Origin of the sequence: Planomicrobium sp. YIM 101495, assembly GCF_009707665.1 — a bacterium.
In the GTDB taxonomy this organism is placed as follows: domain Bacteria; phylum Bacillota; class Bacilli; order Bacillales_A; family Planococcaceae; genus Planococcus.
Genome location: NZ_WLZW01000001.1, coordinates 1,722,743 through 1,740,565 on the forward strand (window position 1 = coordinate 1,722,743; position 17,823 = coordinate 1,740,565).

General features: G+C 51.7%; 16 protein-coding genes. 8 read left to right on the top strand and 8 right to left on the bottom strand.

Annotation, left to right across the window (positions count from 1 at the left end; translation table 11 throughout):
• The first annotated feature begins 37 nt into the window (after positions 1-37).
• The gene (locus GIW82_RS08390; protein ID WP_154749383.1) at positions 38-1,513 is read left to right on the top strand and encodes a phytoene desaturase family protein; all 1,476 of its coding nucleotides are present in this window, start codon (positions 38-40) and stop codon (positions 1,511-1,513) included.
• Positions 1,514-1,575: 62 nt separating this feature from the next.
• Here GIW82_RS08390 and GIW82_RS08395 read toward each other — a convergent pair whose 3' ends face one another.
• The 7 genes from GIW82_RS08395 to GIW82_RS08425 form a co-directional block, all read right to left on the bottom strand.
• The gene (locus GIW82_RS08395) at positions 1,576-2,409 is read right to left on the bottom strand and encodes a phytoene/squalene synthase family protein (RefSeq protein ID WP_154749384.1); all 834 of its coding nucleotides are present in this window, start codon (positions 2,407-2,409) and stop codon (positions 1,576-1,578) included.
• Entirely contained in the window at positions 2,387-3,865 is a 1,479-nt protein-coding gene (locus GIW82_RS08400; RefSeq protein ID WP_154749385.1) for a phytoene desaturase family protein, read from the bottom strand. The genes GIW82_RS08395 and GIW82_RS08400 overlap by 23 nt, the downstream gene beginning before the upstream one ends.
• On the bottom strand, positions 3,862-5,388 hold the full coding sequence (locus GIW82_RS08405; protein ID WP_154749386.1) for a phytoene desaturase family protein: 1,527 nt from the start codon (positions 5,386-5,388) through the stop codon (positions 3,862-3,864). Before GIW82_RS08405 ends, GIW82_RS08400 begins: the two co-directional genes overlap by 4 nt.
• A 159-nt stretch (positions 5,389-5,547) precedes the next feature.
• Complete coding sequence (locus GIW82_RS08410; protein ID WP_154749387.1) at positions 5,548-6,048, bottom strand: hypothetical protein; 501 nt, start codon at positions 6,046-6,048, stop codon at positions 5,548-5,550.
• Positions 6,049-6,196: 148 nt separating this feature from the next.
• Complete coding sequence (gene recQ / locus GIW82_RS08415) at positions 6,197-7,981, bottom strand: DNA helicase RecQ (RefSeq protein WP_154749667.1); 1,785 nt, start codon at positions 7,979-7,981, stop codon at positions 6,197-6,199.
• Between the two features lie 186 nt (positions 7,982-8,167).
• A complete protein-coding gene (locus tag GIW82_RS08420) occupies positions 8,168-8,953 on the bottom strand; it encodes an SDR family oxidoreductase (protein ID WP_154749388.1) in 786 nt (261 codons plus the stop codon).
• A 121-nt stretch (positions 8,954-9,074) separates the two neighbouring features.
• Positions 9,075-9,431 (bottom strand): helix-turn-helix domain-containing protein, encoded by a 357-nt coding sequence (locus tag GIW82_RS08425; protein ID WP_154749389.1) that lies wholly within the window; start codon positions 9,429-9,431, stop codon positions 9,075-9,077.
• Between the two features lie 243 nt (positions 9,432-9,674).
• Here GIW82_RS08425 and pxpB point away from each other — a divergent pair, with 243 nt between their 5' ends.
• From pxpB to GIW82_RS08440, 3 genes are read left to right on the top strand one after another with little or no spacing between them, the layout of a single operon-like run.
• A complete protein-coding gene (pxpB, locus tag GIW82_RS08430) occupies positions 9,675-10,382 on the top strand; it encodes a 5-oxoprolinase subunit PxpB (RefSeq protein ID WP_154749390.1) in 708 nt (235 codons plus the stop codon).
• A complete protein-coding gene (locus GIW82_RS08435) occupies positions 10,366-11,331 on the top strand; it encodes a 5-oxoprolinase subunit C family protein (RefSeq protein ID WP_154749391.1) in 966 nt (321 codons plus the stop codon). Before pxpB ends, GIW82_RS08435 begins: the two co-directional genes overlap by 17 nt.
• On the top strand, positions 11,331-12,095 hold the full coding sequence (locus GIW82_RS08440) for a 5-oxoprolinase subunit PxpA (protein ID WP_154749392.1): 765 nt from the start codon (positions 11,331-11,333) through the stop codon (positions 12,093-12,095). The genes GIW82_RS08435 and GIW82_RS08440 overlap by 1 nt, the downstream gene beginning before the upstream one ends.
• A gap of 67 nt (positions 12,096-12,162) precedes the next feature.
• Here the strand turns inward: GIW82_RS08440 and GIW82_RS08445 are convergent, their stop codons facing one another.
• Positions 12,163-12,852, bottom strand: a complete 690-nt coding sequence (locus tag GIW82_RS08445; protein WP_154749393.1) for a universal stress protein — start codon at positions 12,850-12,852, stop codon at positions 12,163-12,165.
• A gap of 301 nt (positions 12,853-13,153) precedes the next feature.
• On the opposite strand from GIW82_RS08445, the gene GIW82_RS08450 reads away from it, so the two are divergent.
• The 4 genes from GIW82_RS08450 to GIW82_RS08465 are packed head-to-tail and all read left to right on the top strand — an operon-like array spanning position 13,154 to position 17,780.
• Positions 13,154-15,553, top strand: coding sequence for a Na+/H+ antiporter subunit A (locus GIW82_RS08450; protein ID WP_370456141.1), 2,400 nt, complete (start codon positions 13,154-13,156; stop codon positions 15,551-15,553).
• Positions 15,540-15,977, top strand: a complete 438-nt coding sequence (locus GIW82_RS08455) for a Na(+)/H(+) antiporter subunit B (protein WP_154749394.1) — start codon at positions 15,540-15,542, stop codon at positions 15,975-15,977. Before GIW82_RS08450 ends, GIW82_RS08455 begins: the two co-directional genes overlap by 14 nt.
• The gene (locus tag GIW82_RS08460) at positions 15,965-16,303 is read left to right on the top strand and encodes a Na(+)/H(+) antiporter subunit C (protein WP_154749395.1); all 339 of its coding nucleotides are present in this window, start codon (positions 15,965-15,967) and stop codon (positions 16,301-16,303) included. The genes GIW82_RS08455 and GIW82_RS08460 overlap by 13 nt, the downstream gene beginning before the upstream one ends.
• A complete protein-coding gene (locus GIW82_RS08465) occupies positions 16,296-17,780 on the top strand; it encodes a Na+/H+ antiporter subunit D (RefSeq protein ID WP_154749396.1) in 1,485 nt (494 codons plus the stop codon). Before GIW82_RS08460 ends, GIW82_RS08465 begins: the two co-directional genes overlap by 8 nt.
• Positions 17,781-17,823: the final 43 nt, after the last annotated feature.

A 17,823-nucleotide genomic window follows, 5' to 3' on the forward strand; every position in this document is an offset into this window, starting at 1 on the left:
TCACCGCTTCTGATGAGCTGGTGAAACGAGCAATTCCATGAAGAAAGTTGTCATCATCGGTGGCGGGCTTGGCGGACTCGCTGCGGCAATTCCGCTTGCACATGCCGGGTTCGACGTCACGCTGTTCGAACAGAACGACCATTTCGGCGGCAAGCTCATGCCGGTGAAGCTTGGGGATCATCATTTTGATTTCGGGCCGAATACGATTACGATGCCCCAAGTGTTCAAAGGGGTTTTCGAAGGGGTCGGAGAACGTGCGGAAGATTACATCCGGCTGATCAAGCTCGATACGCATACGCGCAACCATTTCCCCGACGGAACGGCAATCGATTTCCTGTCAGACCCCGAGGCCATGAGAAAGCAGCTTCAAACGCATGCGCCGGCAGATGCGGAACGCTACGATGCATTCATCAAAGAAATCACACGGCTTTATGGGCTATCGGAAACATATTTCTTTCCGACGGTCTTCCAGTCCTGGCGCGATTATGTCTCGCCGTCACTCGGACGTGCGATGCTGCAAGTCCGGCCGCTCCAGACGATGCACAGCTTTTTCGGCAAGTATTTCCGCGATCCACATATGCGCCAGGCACTCGATCGTTACGCCACTTACGTCGGCTCGTCCCCGTACAAAGCACCGGCGACATTCGCCATGATCGCCTACTTGGAGCTTGTGCAAGGCGTTTATTACGCAGAAAAGGGCAACATTACCATTGCGGAAGGGTTTGCGGCAGTCGCACGTAAGAAAGGGGCAGTACTGAGACATTCCACAGCAGTCAAACGGATCACCGTCAACGAAGGCAAAACGGAAGGCGTCGAGCTCGCAGACGGGACGACCGTGGAAGCGGACATCGTCATCTTGAACGGCGATTTACTGAGCACTTTCCCCGCCCTCGTCGATGCCCGGCATCGCCCTTCTTTCACCGATGCGAAGGCATCAAGTTACGAACCGTCCATTTCGGCGTTCGTCGTGACTGCCGGGCTCAATACCCGTCTCGATGCGTTACGGCATCATAACGTCTTTTTCTCCGGCGACTATGCCCAAGAGTTCGAGGATCTGTTTCAGCACCGCCGTTATAGCGAGGAGCCGACCATCTACATCAGCAACTCTTCTTATACCGATCCCAACGTCTCGCCTACCGGGGACAACCTGTTCATCTTGGCAAATGCACCCGCGCTCACGCCGGAAGGGAAGTTGCAGCTTGAGCCGGAAGCTTATAAAGAGCGGCTGTATGATCTGCTCGAAACTTACGGCATCGATATCCGCAGCCACCTTGTGGAAGAAGCGATTTTCACACCGGCGTTCATCAAAGATCATTTCCACGCATATCGCGGCGCTTTGTACGGCCCTTCTTCCCACCGGAAGAAAGATGCCTTCCTGCGCCCCGGCAATGCCGCAAAAGATATCCGGGACCTGTATTTCACCGGCGGCAGCACACATCCGGGCGGCGGTTCCCCGATGGTCGTCATGAGCGGCCAGAACCTGGCTCGACGGATTATCGCAGAAACGAAATGAAGACAGAAAAAAGCGTCCCGAGCGAATCGGGACGCTTTTTTCTGGGTAAGTTATTTTTTGTATCAGATCAATGCGGAGAGGATCGCTTGCTTCGAAGCGTCCGGAACGAAATGCTTCCGCTCGAATACGTCGTAATGCTTCTTGCGGATCGCTGATAGGATTTCGCGGTACACAAGTCCGGAGCCCTCGACCGGCATCCGCGAAGACAGTGGATACTGATTGATCGTCTTGAATGATTCCTTGTAATAGCTTTCTGCCATTCCTGCCAGCTCTTCCCAGAGCGCAATGAATGAATCGTCCACTACACGGCACCTAAGGCTCGCTTCCGTGACTCCGTGCTTCGCCATCAAGTCCGCCGGGAGATAAATGCGGCCGATGCTCAAGTCGTGGCCGATGTCACGCAGGATATTCGTCAATTGCATACCATAGCCAAGCGCGACCGCTCCGTCCACCAAAACTTCTTTCTTTCCTGGAGCAAGAATCGGCAATAACATCAAGCCCACCGTACTGGCGACATGGAAGCAATATCCCAGCAAGTCGTCCATCGTTTCATAGCGATGCTTCACCAAGTCCATTTCCTGTCCTTCAAGCTGCAAGAGGAATGGTTCTTCATCCATGTCGTACCGCTGGAACGCATCATCGAGCGCGACCCACATCGCGTTCGTGCGATCGAAGTCTCCAGCAAGAAATGCACGGAATTCCTGTCTGAAGCGTGGCAGCTCCTCGTGCGGGGCATGCCCCTCATCCACGATGTCGTCCGCCGTACGGCAGAACGTGTAGACAGCCCAGACCGCTTTCCGTTTGTCGGATGGCAACAAAGCGAAAGTCTTATGGAAACTTCTCGAATTCTTGGCGATCACTCGTTCGCATGCGTCATATGCTTGCTTGACGTTCATAACGGTTGCTCCCTTCTTTTTTGAAATCCTTGGCCATTTGCTCCGCCGCCAGCTTGGCGCCTTGCATGACGATCGGAATCCCGCCGCCCGGGTGGATGGATGCTCCGGCCGCATACAGGCCATCAATCGGGAAAGGCTTGACTTGCGGGCGGAATACACCCGATTGGAACAAGGTCGGTCCGATGCCGAAACTCCCGCCTTTGAAGAGGCCGAATGCTTCCGCTTCTGTCGGCGTACGCACTTCCATCCATTCCGTCGCTTCCTTGAGTCCTGGGAATGACAACGCTTCTGCACGCTCCAAGATCGCATCTAGCCACTCTCGTTCATCGCCCCATTTCACGTCCGATCCCGATGGCACCGGGATCAGCATATATAAGACGCCTTTCCCTGGAGGTGCCAGTGAGTCGTCGATGATCGATGGGTGGAATGTATAGAAAGCCGGGTCGTCCGGTTTTTCTTTCGTCTGGAAGACTTGCTTCATATGTTTTTCATAATCACTGCCGATGAAGAACTGGTGGACATTGACGTCATGATAAATACGGTCGAGTCCTAAGTACACGAGCACACAGCCCGACGATGCTTCGAAATCCTTGATTTTCCGGGACGGTAAAATGGAGCCGATCGACGGGAACTCGCCGTTGAAGAGAACTGCATCGAATGATTCCGTGCCTGCTGCAGTTTTGACACCTGTCGCGCGGCCTTCTTCGATGACCAACTGTTCAACTGGTGTATTCAAGCGGATCTCAGTTCCAGGCCGTGCCTGCAATTCCTCTGCGAGCAGCGGAATGAGGCTCCCATACCCGCCCCTCAAATAATGCACGCCATGCTCATGTTCACTGAACGGAACGAGCGAATACATCGCCGGTGCGTTGAATGGATCCCCACCGATGTACAGCGCCTGCAGCGTATACGCCAGCCGCAACCGCTCATCGCGGAAATACTGTGCCATCAATTTCTTCACGGTCCACTGCGGCTTCAGCTCCAGTAAATTGCGGATATTCTGGAACGTCCAGAAGTCCGCTTTCCGGACGAACGCATTTTCCAGAAACGCCGACTTGCCGATCGCAAAGCGGGACTTGCCCTCTTCCATGAACTTCAGGAATCCTTCCCGTTCTCCCGGAAAGACCCGCTCCACCTCATCCGCCTGACGCGCTGCATCCGGATACTTCGTATAGACGGTGCCATCCGGATAACGGATCGTGTAAAGTGGGTCACAAAGCAGCAGTTCATAGCGATCAGGCGAGATGCCTGCCTGTGACAGCAGATCCTGGAACATACGCGGGAGCAATACGATCGTCGGGCCTTCGTCGATCCGGTACTCACCATATTCGACAAAGGTCAGTCTTCCTCCTACCTTATGCTCTTTTTCGTAAAGAACTATTTCGTGTCCTTGCTTCGTTAAGTATAGGGCGCTCATCAATCCGCCGACGCCGCCTCCGATAATGGCGATCTTCATGCAAATCCCTCCAATTCCGGAAGCGGTGAAACCGGGATCGTCTGCTTCCCTTCTCGTTTCAAGATCGTATTGACCGTGATGCGCGCCGATTCCAGGATGGTCGGCAATCCGCTGCCAGGATGCGTCCCGCCTCCGACGAGCCAGCAGTTGTCAAGCTCCTCGAATTGGTTATGCGGCCGGAACATCATCATCTGCGTCAGTTGGTGGCCAAGGTTGAAAGTCGCTCCTTTGTAGACGGCGTAATCCTCCTGCCATCCAATCGGCGTCAACATCTTCTCGATCTCGATATGATTACGCAATCCTTTGAACTCCGTTTTCTCTTCGATGATGTCGAGGACGAGTTCACGGAATGCTTCCTGCTCGTTGTCCCAGCCGATTTCACTGAAGTTGTTCGGGACCGGGGCTAAAATATAAAGCGTCGACTTCCCTTCCGGCGCGAGCGTCGGATCTGTAACGCTCGCATTCTGGATATAGATCGACGGATCCGCCGACAAAACACGGCCATTCGTTATTTCCTCTACGTTCCGCTTGTAGTCTTTCGAGAATACGACGGAATGGTGAGGCAAATCATATTTCTTGTCGAGGCCGAGATAAAGCATGAAGGTCGAGCAGGAATATTTCTTCTTCTCCAGTTTTTCGGTTGAATATTTCTTAAGGATGCCAGGTTCGACAAGACGCGTCATGACGTGCGCAAAATCGCCATTGACGACGACTTCATCTGCCGCGACTTGTTCACCATCTTCCAATATGATGCCTTTGACCGCTTTGTTTTCGATCCACAGTTTCTCGACTCCCGAATTCAGATGGATGCGGCCGCCAAGCTCCTTGACCACTTTCGCCATCGATTCGGACAATTGATTGACTCCGCCGACCGGGTGGTAGATGCCATAAGCATGTTCCATATAAGAAAGAATCGAGAACGCTCCCGGACACTCCCACGGTGACATGCCCAAATACTTCGACTGGAAGGCGAATGCCATCTTCAATCGCTCGTCTTTGAAATAGCGGGACAGGACATCATATAATGTCTTGCCGAGTTCCAACTCCGGCAATGCCTTGATGACTTTCGGCTGAAGCAAGTCTTTGAAGCTGCTCATATTCGATTGCAGGATCGGCGCGAGCGCATTCATCTTCTTGTCTGATTCGACCATGAACCGCTCATACCCTTCTCCGTCCCCTTCGAACTGCTCATCGATCTGTGCCTTCATCCGTTTCGGATCGCCCGTCATCATCAACTTCTGCTCATCGAAAATCAATTCATACAATGGATCCACTCTGATCGGCTGCATGTAATCCTCCAGCTTGCGTCCCGCCGCTTCGAACAGCTCCTCCACAATATGGATCATGCTGAGGAACGTCGGGCCTGTGTCAAAGCTGAACTCTCCCAGTTGCAGCTTTGCATTGCGCCCGCCAACATTGCTGTTCTTTTCGTAGACATCTACTGTATATCCTTCTGCAGCCAGCAACATCGCTGCCGCTAGCCCACCAGGACCGGCTCCTATTACAATCATCCGCTTTTCCATTGCTTCCACCTCTATCTTCAATAGTTATACAATAACTATACATGCATCTCTTTCAAATGCCTAATCATCTAGCTCCAAAATGTTAAATTCGATTTCCAAAGCTTTTAGGCAATAAAAAACGACTTCCCGGGCCAAGGGCGTCGTTTTTATTCTTCACTTCTATTTGTCGAATGTCTTATCGGAAGATGCATCATCCGATAGGTTCTTCTTCAATGACTCAGTGTACTCCGTGCTTCCACCGTATATTCCTGCACTCGGCTTATCCGTATCAGGCGCGACTTCCGAGGAATTGGAGCCTGCACTTCCAGTGCTCCCGGATTTCGAATTTGAGCTTGAACTACCGGAACCACTGTCTGTTTTGTTCATGGCATCCTGTGCATCGTCGATCATGTCCCTCTCCTTGCTCATCATCTTCTGCTGGTTATCGATGACGTCTTTTACTTTATCCATCGCCTTCGTGACGCCCGGCTTCACTTTGTCGACCATGCCGCCCGTCTGTTCATTCAAGGAATCCAGCCCTTTCGTCAAATTCTCTTTAAAGTTGCTTCCTTGCGCTTGGCCATTCGAGTCCACTTTCTTCTGTGACATGGCCGTGCCGATTGCAACACCGATGCCGAGCAACGCCAATTTTCCGATCATTCCACCTGAATTTCTAGCCATTTTCTACCACTCCTTCTTAATAATCACCGTGTCTTTATTATTGACTTAATTGCCTTCTTTTAAACTTCCTTGGCTGAAAACACCAAAAAATAAAAAATCCCGCGCAGCAATGAGAATTCTCACAGCCGTGCGGGATTCTTGGTTTTGTTCAGTTCTGTGGCGCTTCTTCCTGTCTTTCGAATGCTTCTAATGCTTCCAGGAAAGATCCTCCGTACTTCTCGAGCTTGCTGACACCGACACCAGTAACTTCCAGCAGCTCTTCTTCATTTTTTGGCCGGCGCGCGCACATATCAAGCAACGTCTTGTCGGAAAAAATGACGAATGGCGGGACACCAGCAGCATCTGCCAAGCTTTTACGGACTTTGCGCAGTGCTTCGAACAGTGGATCACCTTCTGAAATCTGTTTCGTGATGACCGCACCTTTCCGTTTCACTTGCCGTTTTCCGAGCAGGACTTCCTTGCCGCCTTCTGCGACGAAGATCGTCGGGAACTGGCCTTGTGCGACCGCCAACAAATCTTGGGAAATCATGAACTCGATGAGATTCGAGACTTCCTTGGCACTATGATGCTTCAGGATGCCATATGTCGAAAGCCGGTCAAATCCGAATTCGATGACTTTTTTGTTCCGTGAACCTGTCAGGACTTGTGCAGTGAGCGCTTTGCCGAACTTTTGCCCCATCCGGACCACACAAGAAAGAATCATTTGCGCTTCTTTCGTGACATCCTGGCTTTCACGCTCATCAAGGCAGTTGCCACAACGTCCGCATGGCTCTGCCTCCATGTCACCGAAATAGTGGATGATGAATTGCTGCAAGCAGTTTTCGGTATGGCAATAGTCGACCATCCCCTGCAATTTCTTCAGCTCTTCCGGAATGCGTCCGGGGTCTTGGGATTGGTCGATGAGAAAACGCTGCGTCTGCACGTCTTGCGAGGCATACAGTACAACACATTCACTAGGGAGTCCATCCCGCCCTGCACGGCCCGCTTCCTGGTAATAGCTCTCCATATTCTTCGGCAATTGGTAGTGGATGACGTAGCGGATGTTCGACTTGTCGATGCCCATGCCGAATGCGTTCGTCGCGACCATCACGGAAGCTTCATCCGTCAGGAAACGGTCCTGTTCTTTCTTCCGTTCCCAATCCGGCATCCCCGCGTGGTATTTCGCAGCGCTGACACCTTTTTTGATCAGTGCATCGTAAATCGCGTCTACCGTCTTACGCGTCGCCGCGTAAATGATTCCCGCTTCCTTGTCATTCTTCTGGACGTACTCCCGGACAAAGCGCGCCCGGTCCTGTCCCTGGACGACCGAAAACTTCAAGTTGCTGCGCTCGAATCCGGTCATGACCGTGTGTTCTTCGGAAATATCAAGAATCCGGCAAATGTCATCCCGCACTTGCGGTGTCGCAGTCGCTGTCAGTGCAAGCACCGCCGGACGGTCCGGAAACCACTCCAGCATCCGGCTGATCAAGCGGTAGCTCGGCCGGAAGTCATGTCCCCAATGCGATATACAGTGCGCTTCATCCACTGCAATCAGCGGTACATGGACTCCTTTTAGACCATCGAGGAATATCTCGGAATCCAACCGCTCCGGCGCGATATACAGCAATTTGATCACGCCTTGCTGGACGTCATGCAACACTTCCCGCATTTCATCGAAGCCGAGCGAACTGTTGATATACGCCGCCGGGACACCCGCTTGCAGCAAGCTGTCCACTTGGTCTTTCATCAACGAAATGAGCGGCGACACGACGATGGTCGTTCCTTCCATCGCAAGAGCCGGAATCTGATAGCACAGCGACTTCCCTCCGCCGGTCGGCATGACACAAATCGCATTATTCCCCGCGAAAACATGTGACATCGCCTGCTCCTGTCCCATGCGAAACTGCTCGTAACCAAAATACTTCTGCAAAATCCCTTGCGCTTTTTCGAGCAAACCCACACACTCCCTCTTTCTTTTCGTACCGATTAGCTTACCATATCTCCGGGTTCTTTTCTTCGAATTCGATCGCTTCCGGTGCGGTTGTTCCAGCATTATTCCATACCTAAAAAACCGACGGTCCACAAACGTGGTCCGTCGGCTTTTCAGACTGTATAGGAAACATTCCTCCAACTGCCATATTCAAATATCCAGTTCCCATTGTTTCGCTTCTTCCTCTTTCATTTGCTGCTCCGTTTCTGGAGGATGAGCGGTGCGGAACGGATGTGAATCCATCGGGATGACCTCGACCATCTTATCGATCATGTCCTGTGGATCGAATTGATCTTCGAGCGCGGCGTCCGCCTGTTCCATCTCCTTCTTGTCGGTGAAATGGATCTTGTCATCGAACCATTTCCATTTAGCCTCTGCACTGCGGTCATTGAAGCCGGTTGCATAAGCACCTGGATTGATGGTTGCGACTTGCACACCGAAACTCTCCATCTCCTTGCGCATCGTTTTTGCGATCGCTTCGATTGTGTGCTTGGTCGCTGTATAAGGGCCAACGTAAGGAGTGGACATGATCCCGGCCATAGAAGATAGGAAGATGATCTTGCCGCTCCCTTTTTCCACAAATTTACGTGCAGCGATCTGCGCCGTTTCCAACGTGCTGAAGACGTTCACTTCGAACAATTTGCGGAAATTCGCCATCGGCACTTCCGCAAGTGGTCCGCCTTCGTTGATCGCTGCGTTCGCGACAAAGATATCGAAATCATACTCGAGCATCTGCGCCACATCCTGCGGGTTCGTAATGTCCATCTTGAATACTTCTAGCTCGACTCCGGCCGACTCCGCTTCTTCGCGGAGTGATGTCACTTGCGGCGCGCTTTCCACCGCCGCCAAAACGTGATGCCCTTTTTTCGCCAACCCGATTGCTGCTCCTTTCCCGAGTCCGCTTCCTGCACCTGTAATGAAAATTGTTTTGCTCATAGATTATGCTCCTCCTCAATTTTCTTATTGCAGTTCTTTTCCCTCAGCAGTTTTGTCTAAACGAAAACAGAAATAAAAAAGGACAAACTCGGCGCGAACCCGAATTAGTCCTTTAAGTCTTTCATGTTGTTGCCGCTCCAAAGTTTCCCATACGACGCTTCACTTGAATATACGATGCAGCTTCTTCAAGCTCTTTTCGATTCATCGGCTGATCACCGATCCATAATTTATATTCGCTTGTTTCAACTAAATTTTGAAGATTAAGGTCGACCGTCCGGTTTGTGCGATCCAGTAAAAAATCGGTCGAGGTATCAAAAAAGTCGGCGAGGCGGGACAAATGGTCTACTGACACTTGTTTCTTTCCACCTTCATAAGCCCAAACGGTACTTTTGGCAAGCCCTAACTCTGCAGCCAACTGCTCCGGTGAAAGGCCTTTCTGCTCCCGCAACTCTTTTAATTTTTTCGATAAATCATTCATAATGCGCGTACTCCTTTAAGATTATATTTTCTAACTATTTAAAATATACAGTGATATAAGGAAATATGCAACGATAATGTTTTGGTAGAATTATTTTATTATCTCATTTGTGTACAAAAAGTGAAAAAAATATTAAAACGATATTTTCAGTTCCCTTCTCTTTCCTTTTTCTTCCGTTTACCAGTGAACGGTTTATCTCATTTATATAGTAGAAAGAAATTATCGCAAAAAAGGAGTTTTAATATGAGACATTCTTATCATCCATTTGGGGAGCATGCAATACTCGTCGAATTGACAGGGGAACAAAACCTCTCCTCTGTCATCCGTCGATATTGCGCCTTGCTCGAACAGCAGGCACCGTCCTGGTTCCTTGAGTGCGTCCCGGCCTATGCGACAATCGCTGTTTTCTATCAGCCATTTGCCTTCGCGGAGCAAGAACATTCTCCATACAAAGCCATCAAAGCCGAACTGGAAGCCCTTTTTTCCCGCATCGACTCGGCACTGGAAGCTCCTCCACGCACCATCGAGATTCCAGTCTGCTATGGCGGCAGCTTCGGGCCGGACCTGGCCTTTGTCGCCCGGCATAACCGCTTGACGGAGAAGCAAGTCATTGCCTATCACACGAAGGCCCTTTACACGGTCGCCATGATCGGCTTCTCCCCCGGCTTCCCTTTTCTCGAAGGGATGGCTGGAGAAATTGCCGCTCCGCGCAGGACGACGCCGCGCCTCACGATTCCGGAGCGCTCGGTCGGCATCGCTGGCGGACAGACCGGCGTGTATCCGATCGCGACACCCGGCGGTTGGCAATTGATCGGTCGTACGCCGAAACGCCTTTTCATGCCGCACGAAGAAGAACCGATTTTATTGCGTGCCGGGGACCGGATCCGATTTACCGAGGTAAGTCTCGAAGCTTACAAAGAACTGGAGGTGCGCCATGCTGATCATTCGTAAAGCTGGATTGTTCACGACCATCCAAGATCTCGGACGGCCAGGTCTGCGGCGTTTCGGCATCAGCAGTGGTGGTGCGATGGACACGTCTGCATTCCGGATCGCCAATTTGCTTGTCGGGAATCCCGAGAACAGTGCAGCCATCGAAGTGACCATGAACGGACCCGAAATCTTGTTCGCACAATCGGCAGAGATCGCACTATGCGGCGCAGATCTTTCCCCTGCCATCAACGGTACCGACGCACCTATGTGGCGTCCCGTCCAGATCGAAGCAGGCGATGTTCTTAGCTTTGGGATGCCGAAGTCCGGTTGTCGCACATATCTCGCGATAGCTGGCGGCATCCAAGTCCCCAGCGTAATGAATAGCGCGTCTACGTTGACGCGCGCCGGCATCGGTGGATTTTGCGGCCGGGCGTTACGAAAAGGCGACCAGCTGTCGATTGGCGAATCCCGGAGCACAAAAACTACGAAGGCGGTAAATTGGTACGTCTCTCCCTGCTTTAGAACGGACAGTCCAGAGGATCCCATCATCCGTTTGCTGAAAGGGAGACATCATGCACTTTTTGGAGCAGGTAGCCATGAACGTCTCACGACCGAGCCGTTTGTCGTTACGAATGAAGCGGACCGGATGGGCTATCGTCTCGACGGGCCCCCGCTCACGCTCGAGAAGCCACAGGAACTCTTGTCCGAAGCCGTCATCCCAGGGACCATCCAAGTGCCTGCAAGCGGCAATCCGATCGTCTTGATGGCGGATTGCCAGACGACGGGCGGTTACCCGAAGATCGGTCAAATCGCAGCAGTCGACTTGCCCGTGGCCGCCCAGCTCCGCCCCGGCCAGCAAGTGCGCTTCGAACTGATCAGTACGGAGCAGGCACAGGAGGAATGGTTTGTCCAAGAACGACTGCTCCGGCATTTGAAAGCCGGAATTCTCACGAAAAGGAGGAACGCGTGATGCACAAGAAAATCGATTTGAATTGCGATCTGGGAGAATGGCAAGATATCAGCCAGATGGACAGCGACGCGGCGATCCTCGACTACGTCTCTTCCTGCAACATCGCTTGCGGCTTCCATGCAGGGAATGCCGCAGTTATGCGGAAGACCGTGGAACTGGCGCTGCAAAAAGGTGTCGCGATCGGAGCACATCCCGGCTTCCAGGACTTAGAAGGGTTCGGCAGACGCCCGATGCCCGTCACCCCACAAGAAGCGTACGAATTGACGCTGTACCAGATTGGCGCATTGCACGGTTTCGTCCGAGTCGCTGGCGGAAAATTGAACCACGTCAAACCGCACGGCGCACTCTACAACCAAGCAGCAAAAAACCGTCTACTTGCTGATGCCATCGCCCGAGCTGTGAAAGACTTCGATCCCGCGCTGATTTTGTATGGCCTCGCGGGAAGTGAATCGATTCGAGCTGCCGATTCCATCGGCCTCACAACAGCAGCTGAGGCGTTCTGTGACCGCTCCTACCAGGTGGACGGTTCATTAACCCCGAGAGACCAGCCAGGCGCTTTGCTCGCGCTTCCCGAGGACTCCATCGCACAAGTCCTCAGCATTGTCCGTGATGGGACGGTCCGGACGCTGACACAGGACGATGTCACTCTCGCAGCAGAAACTATCTGCCTGCACGGTGATGGGGAGCATGCCCTCCAGTTTGCGGAAGTGCTGACCCGCGCACTGCGGGAAGATGACATCCTGATTTCCCCGCTCCGCGCCTAGACATAGGAAAAGCTCTGTTTCGCACGGATGAGTATCCGGCAAAACAGAGCTTTTTATATATGACGCTTTATTTCTTGATTGCTTCTTGTTTCACACAAGTCGACAGCCATTCCGGACTTTGGATCGTCCCGTCTTCGACCTCTGATTGATACAGCTTATTGCTGTGCATGAATTTGAAGATCCCATTATTGAAGTCCGTTCCGATTTCCTTGAAGAAAATCCCTTCATATTGGCAATCTTTGGACTGCGTGAAGCTGATTTTAAATTGCTCATCCTCTTTCACGACGTAGCATCTTACCCCTTTTTCGTACTCCTCTTCTTCAGCGGCTTTAATAGACCGCGCAACAGAGACGACGTGGAAATCCACGAATGGAATTTCACGCAGGAGCAGGTTCATGAATGAACCTTTCGTAATTTCCTCCCAACGGCTACGTGCAGTCTGGCCGATGACGATTTGAGTAATATTGAATTGATGCGCAGCTTCTGCGATTACCTTCGGAGCAGGGCGCTTTTCGTTGTCACGGAGAAGGAACTCTTCCGCACCATGCTCTTCTGCCAGCTCTTTCCAACGTTCCACATAGGATGATTTTTCTGCGTCAAATTCATCAAAAGGAAGAGGATCGACTGTCAGAATGTAAAGCGGACAATCCAACATGGACGCCAACTTGCTTCCTCGGTTAATCAGACGTTCCCCATTGGGGCCGTAAAACACACAAACTAGTATGCTTTCATCCATACGTCCTCTTGTTTTTTTCATTTCTTTTACCCCTCCTGGGCTTGTTTTTGCATGGGTTATCTATATAAACCATGAAATTATACTGCTGACTCCCAAAAATAGCAAGCGTTTTATTAAAAAACGACAAGAATCTATGCAGCGTCAGCTTTCTTTTAACATTTTAAAAACTTGAGAAGTGATAGAAGCTATCGTTTCCTGTATAATTTAGTGTATCTGTATTTATATAAGAAGCAAGTCTTTAGGTTTTTCTTTTCATTTCAATCCTTTAGGCCTATGTTTTACAGCCATTTTTCTCATTCTTTTTTGTATAGGAGGTCTTCACGTGCATTTACTCATTGTTGCCATTCTTATCCCATTTTTAGCGGCGGCCCTGATTCCGCTTTTATATAGGCGATTGGGTAACTTAAACCTCGGTTGGTTCGTCTTGACAGTCCCGATTATTCTTTTCACGTACTTTGCATCGCAAATCCCGATGATTGCAGGAAATGAAACGATTACAGCCTCACTTGACTGGATCCCGTCTCTCGGCATCAATTTCGTCGCCTATTTGGATGGGCTTAGCTTAATCCTCGCCTTATTGATTACTGGCATGGGCTCGCTCGTCACATTGTATTCCATCTATTATTTATCCCCTACTGATTCGTTGCCTCATTTTTATGCTTATTTGCTTTTGTTCATGGGTGCGATGCTTGGCGTAGTGTTATCTGATAACCTGCTCGTCCTGTATGTATTCTGGGAACTGACCAGCATCTCTTCATTCTTGCTGATCGCCTTCTGGTACCACCGGAAGAATTCACGTTCCGGCGCACAAAAGTCCTTATTAATCACTGTCGCTGGCGGCTTCGCCATGCTTGCGGGCTTCTTGATGCTGCACTCAATGACAGGAACATTCAGCGTAAGGGAAATCGCCGTCTATATCATGCAATATACGGATCATGCACTTTTCTACCCGGCCTTGTTCCTTGTGCTGCTCGGTGCATTCACGAAGTCCGCGCAATTCCCGTTCCACATCTGGTTGCCGGACGCGATGGAAGCGCCGACACCGGTCAGTGCTTACTTGCACTCAGCAACGATGGTGAAAGCTGGAATCTACCTTGTGGCCCGCTTCACACCGATCTTCGGTGGGACCGCTGCCTGGTTCTGGACCATCACAATCGTCGGACTGATCACCTTGTTCTGGGGGTCATTCAATGCCATCCGCCAAACTGACTTGAAGGCACTTCTCGCCTACTCCACGATCAGCCAGCTCGGTTTGATCATGAGCTTGTTCGGCATGGGTTCGGCAGCACTTTATTTCGATATCGCCGATGCGGCGGCAATCTACGGATTCGCTACATTCGCTGCATTGTTCCATCTGATCAACCACTCGACGTTCAAAGGCCTGCTGTTCATGGTCGTCGGCATCGTCGACCACCAAGTCGGGACACGTGATGTGCGCCGCCTCGGCGGCCTTGCGAAGTTCCTGCCGGTGACGATGGTCTTCGCCGTGGTGGGAAGCTTCTCGATGGCTGGGTTGCCACTATTCAACGGCTTCCTCAGTAAAGAAATGTTCTTGACTGCTACGGTCAATGTCATGTCCATGCCGGCATTCGGTGCAGATATCATCGGCTGGCTCATCCCGGTCGTCGCCTGGACAGCAAGCGTCTTGACGTTCGTCTACAGCATGATCATCGTCTTCCAGACCTTCTTCGGGAAATTCGATTCGAAACGACTGGACCGCGCGCCGGTTGAACCAAATATCGGCATGCTCATTTCACCAGCGATCCTGTCGATCATGATCCTTGGGTTATTCTTCTTCCCGAACGTGCTGGCGGACAATCTGCTGGCGCCTGCAGCGGCTGGCATCGTGCCTGGTGTGGATGCAGCCGTCACGATCGGCCCATGGCACGGGTTCAATCCGGAATTCTTCATGACCGTCGGAATCATTGTCCTGGGCGCGGCCCTTTATCTCCTATTGCCGAGATGGGGGAAAGTGTACAACTTGCTGCCATCCAATTGGTCATTCAATAACTTGTACACGAAGACGTTGTCATTCACTGAAGGAACGTCCAACCGGCTGACATCCACTTATATGACTGGACATCTGCCGCATTACTTCTCTTATATTTTCGGGTTCTTCGTATTGCTGGCGGGAGCTACACTCGTCTTCACCGGGGCGCTAAACCTTGACAGTTCCAACGATCAACCAGCGAGCATCTATGAAATCATGCTCATCCTGGTCATGGCCGGTGCTGCCATCGCCATCCTATTCGCCAAATCCCGCTTGAGTGCGATTTTACTGAACGGGGTCCTTGGATTTTCCATCGCAATTTTCTTTGTCCTGTTCCGCGCACCTGACTTGGCGTTGACGCAGCTTGTCATCGAAACGGTCACGACTGTCCTGTTCCTTGTTTGTTTCAACTACCTGCCGGAGTGGCGAAAAGAATACACGCCGCGCAGGACGAAAGTGCTCAATGCCATCATTGCGATTGCAGGCGGCCTGACGGTGACGCTGATCGCGTTGTCCGTCAACAGTGTGGACTTGTTCGATTCGGTTTCAAGCTACTTCGAGGATTCCTATGAACTCGCTGGAGGAAACAATATCGTCAACGCGATTCTTGGTGACTTCCGTGCATTCGATACCATGCTTGAAGTGCTCGTCCTGTTTATTGCAGGGATCGGCGTATTCTCTTTGATCCGCCACCGTGTCGGAAAGGAGGCGGATTCTGATGAAAATCAATGACGTCATCTTAAAGACCATCACAAAAGCCGTGGTCTTGATCATCATCACCTTTGGCATCTACTTGTTCTTCTCGGGGCATAATAGCCCGGGCGGCGGATTCATCGGCGGTCTTGTACTCGCTTCCGCCTTCGTCCTCCTGTTCTTGACGTATGATGTCGAAACCGTCAGTGAAGGGGTACCAATCTCATTCAAGAAATTATCCGCTTTCGGCGTGCTCCTTGCTATGGTCAGTGGCCTCGTTCCCGTCTTTTTCGGGCAGCCTTTTTTAAGCCAGAGCTTCGGCTACTTCGACTTGCCGATCTTCGGAAAAACCGAGCTGGCCACTGTCACGATTTTCGAAGCGGGCGTCGCGCTTACCGTCGTAGGTGTGGTGGTCAACATTATTCTCAGCATAAGTGAGGGATCAAATAAATGGAAACCTTAATCATCTTGTTGGTGGGCGTGCTGACTGCCGTCGCCATCTACTTAATCTTATCCAGGAATGTGATCCGCCTTATCTTGGGGACTGCCATCTTGTCGCACGCTGTCCACTTGCTGATCTTGACGATGGGCCACTTGAAAACCGGTGATGTCCCATTGCTCGGCGAAGAAGCAGAGACATACGTCGATGCGCTTCCGCAAGCATTGATCCTGACGGCGATCGTCATTTCCTTTGCGGTCACGGCCTTCATCCTGGTCCTTGCCTACCGCGCTTACCAAGATCTCGGGACAGACGACCTGAACGAGATGCGGGGGGTGCAAGATGAATAACCTGCTGATCTTGCCGATGCTACTTCCTGTCCTTGCCGGTGTCACGCTTATTTTCTTCCGCAGCTACGGAAGATTCCAGGCGTTGATCAGCTTAGCTGTCATGATCGTTGTTGCGGGGCTGTCGATCTACTTACTGATCGATGTCCAAAATAATGGCATCATGCGGCTCGACTTCGGCGGATGGGAACCACCATTCGGCATCTTGTTCGTTGCGGATACATTCTCCATGCTGCTCGTCGTCACCACTTCCATCGTGACGATCATCTGCCTGCTTTATGCAGCAGTTGCAGCTGGACGTAAAATGGTCACGCTCTACTTTTATCCATCCGTCCTGTTCTTGAACGCCGGTGTAATCGGCTCCTTCATGACAGGCGATATGTTCAACTTGTTCGTCTGCTTCGAAGTCATGCTCTTGTCTTCCTATGCATTGCTGACGCTGGGCGGTTCGAAGCGCCAGCTGCGGGAAGCGATCAAATACGTTTCCATCAATATCGTATCGTCATGGTTCTTCCTCGTCGCACTGGCATTCCTATACGGATCCATCGGGAGCTTGAACATGGCGCATATCGCAGCGCGTGTCGCAGAGAACGGCCAGGAGCCGATCTTGACGACCGTCAGCATCGTCTTCCTGATCGTCTTCTCGCTGAAAGCCGGATTGTTGCTGTACTTCTGGCTACCAGGCTCGTACAGCGCGCCGCCTGCGGTCACTTCCGCATTGTTCGGTGCACTGCTGACGAAAGTCGGGATCTATGCCTTGTTCCGCGTCTTCACACTGATCTTCCCCCATCAGCCGGACATCACGTCGGCAATCATCGGCGTCATGGCGGCGTTGACGCTCATCGGTGGAAGTCTCGGAGCTGTCGCCTTCAACGACATCCGGAAGATCGCAGCATACAACGTCATCATCTCGGTCGGCTTCATCCTTGTCGGACTGTCCATCGCGACACCGAACGCAATGGAAGGTGCCATCTATTACTTGGTGCACGACATGATCGCCAAGGCACTCCTGTTTCTGGTCGTCGGAACGATGGTATTGTTGACCGGCACGGCCCAAATCGAAAAAATGAGTGGGATGATGAAAAACTACCCCGTGCTCGGCTGGACATTCTTCATTTCCATGCTGACGCTTGCCGGGGTGCCTCCGCTTAGCGGGTTCATCGGTAAAGTCTTCATCACGGAAGGCGCGATCGACAACGGTTCATATGTCTTGCTTGCGCTCAGCTTGATCTCCAGCCTGTTCGTGCTCTATTCACTGTTACGCATCTTCAAGGACTGCTTCTGGGGCGAGACGATCGTCAGCCGGGATGAACAGCCCGTTCTGAGAAAAGGCATCTTGTGGCCGTCGCTCATTCTTGTCGGTCTCACACTCGCACTCGGGCTGGGTGTCGAATTGTGGGCGCCTTTCGTGGAAAATGCCGCATACACGTTGCTCCACCCGGAAGTCTACATCGATGCCATCTTAGGTGATGGCCGATGAAGCTACCTCTTCCAGTCACAGCCGAAAATAATGTTGAAAGGAT

Coding starts and splice junctions, on each gene's coding strand:
- GIW82_RS08440 (WP_154749392.1), top strand. CDS start 11,331: ATGCACAAGAAAATCGATTTGAATTGCGATCTGGGAGAATGGCAAGAT.
- GIW82_RS08455 (WP_154749394.1), top strand. CDS start 15,540: ATGAAAATCAATGACGTCATCTTAAAGACCATCACAAAAGCCGTGGTC.
- GIW82_RS08400 (WP_154749385.1), bottom strand. CDS start 3,865: ATGAAGATCGCCATTATCGGAGGCGGCGTCGGCGGATTGATGAGCGCC.
- GIW82_RS08390 (WP_154749383.1), top strand. CDS start 38: ATGAAGAAAGTTGTCATCATCGGTGGCGGGCTTGGCGGACTCGCTGCG.
- GIW82_RS08465 (WP_154749396.1), top strand. CDS start 16,296: ATGAATAACCTGCTGATCTTGCCGATGCTACTTCCTGTCCTTGCCGGT.
- pxpB (WP_154749390.1), top strand. CDS start 9,675: ATGAGACATTCTTATCATCCATTTGGGGAGCATGCAATACTCGTCGAA.
- GIW82_RS08460 (WP_154749395.1), top strand. CDS start 15,965: ATGGAAACCTTAATCATCTTGTTGGTGGGCGTGCTGACTGCCGTCGCC.
- GIW82_RS08405 (WP_154749386.1), bottom strand. CDS start 5,388: ATGGAAAAGCGGATGATTGTAATAGGAGCCGGTCCTGGTGGGCTAGCG.
- GIW82_RS08410 (WP_154749387.1), bottom strand. CDS start 6,048: ATGGCTAGAAATTCAGGTGGAATGATCGGAAAATTGGCGTTGCTCGGC.
- GIW82_RS08420 (WP_154749388.1), bottom strand. CDS start 8,953: ATGAGCAAAACAATTTTCATTACAGGTGCAGGAAGCGGACTCGGGAAA.
- GIW82_RS08425 (WP_154749389.1), bottom strand. CDS start 9,431: ATGAATGATTTATCGAAAAAATTAAAAGAGTTGCGGGAGCAGAAAGGC.
- GIW82_RS08445 (WP_154749393.1), bottom strand. CDS start 12,852: ATGAAAAAAACAAGAGGACGTATGGATGAAAGCATACTAGTTTGTGTG.
- GIW82_RS08395 (WP_154749384.1), bottom strand. CDS start 2,409: ATGAACGTCAAGCAAGCATATGACGCATGCGAACGAGTGATCGCCAAG.
- GIW82_RS08435 (WP_154749391.1), top strand. CDS start 10,366: ATGCTGATCATTCGTAAAGCTGGATTGTTCACGACCATCCAAGATCTC.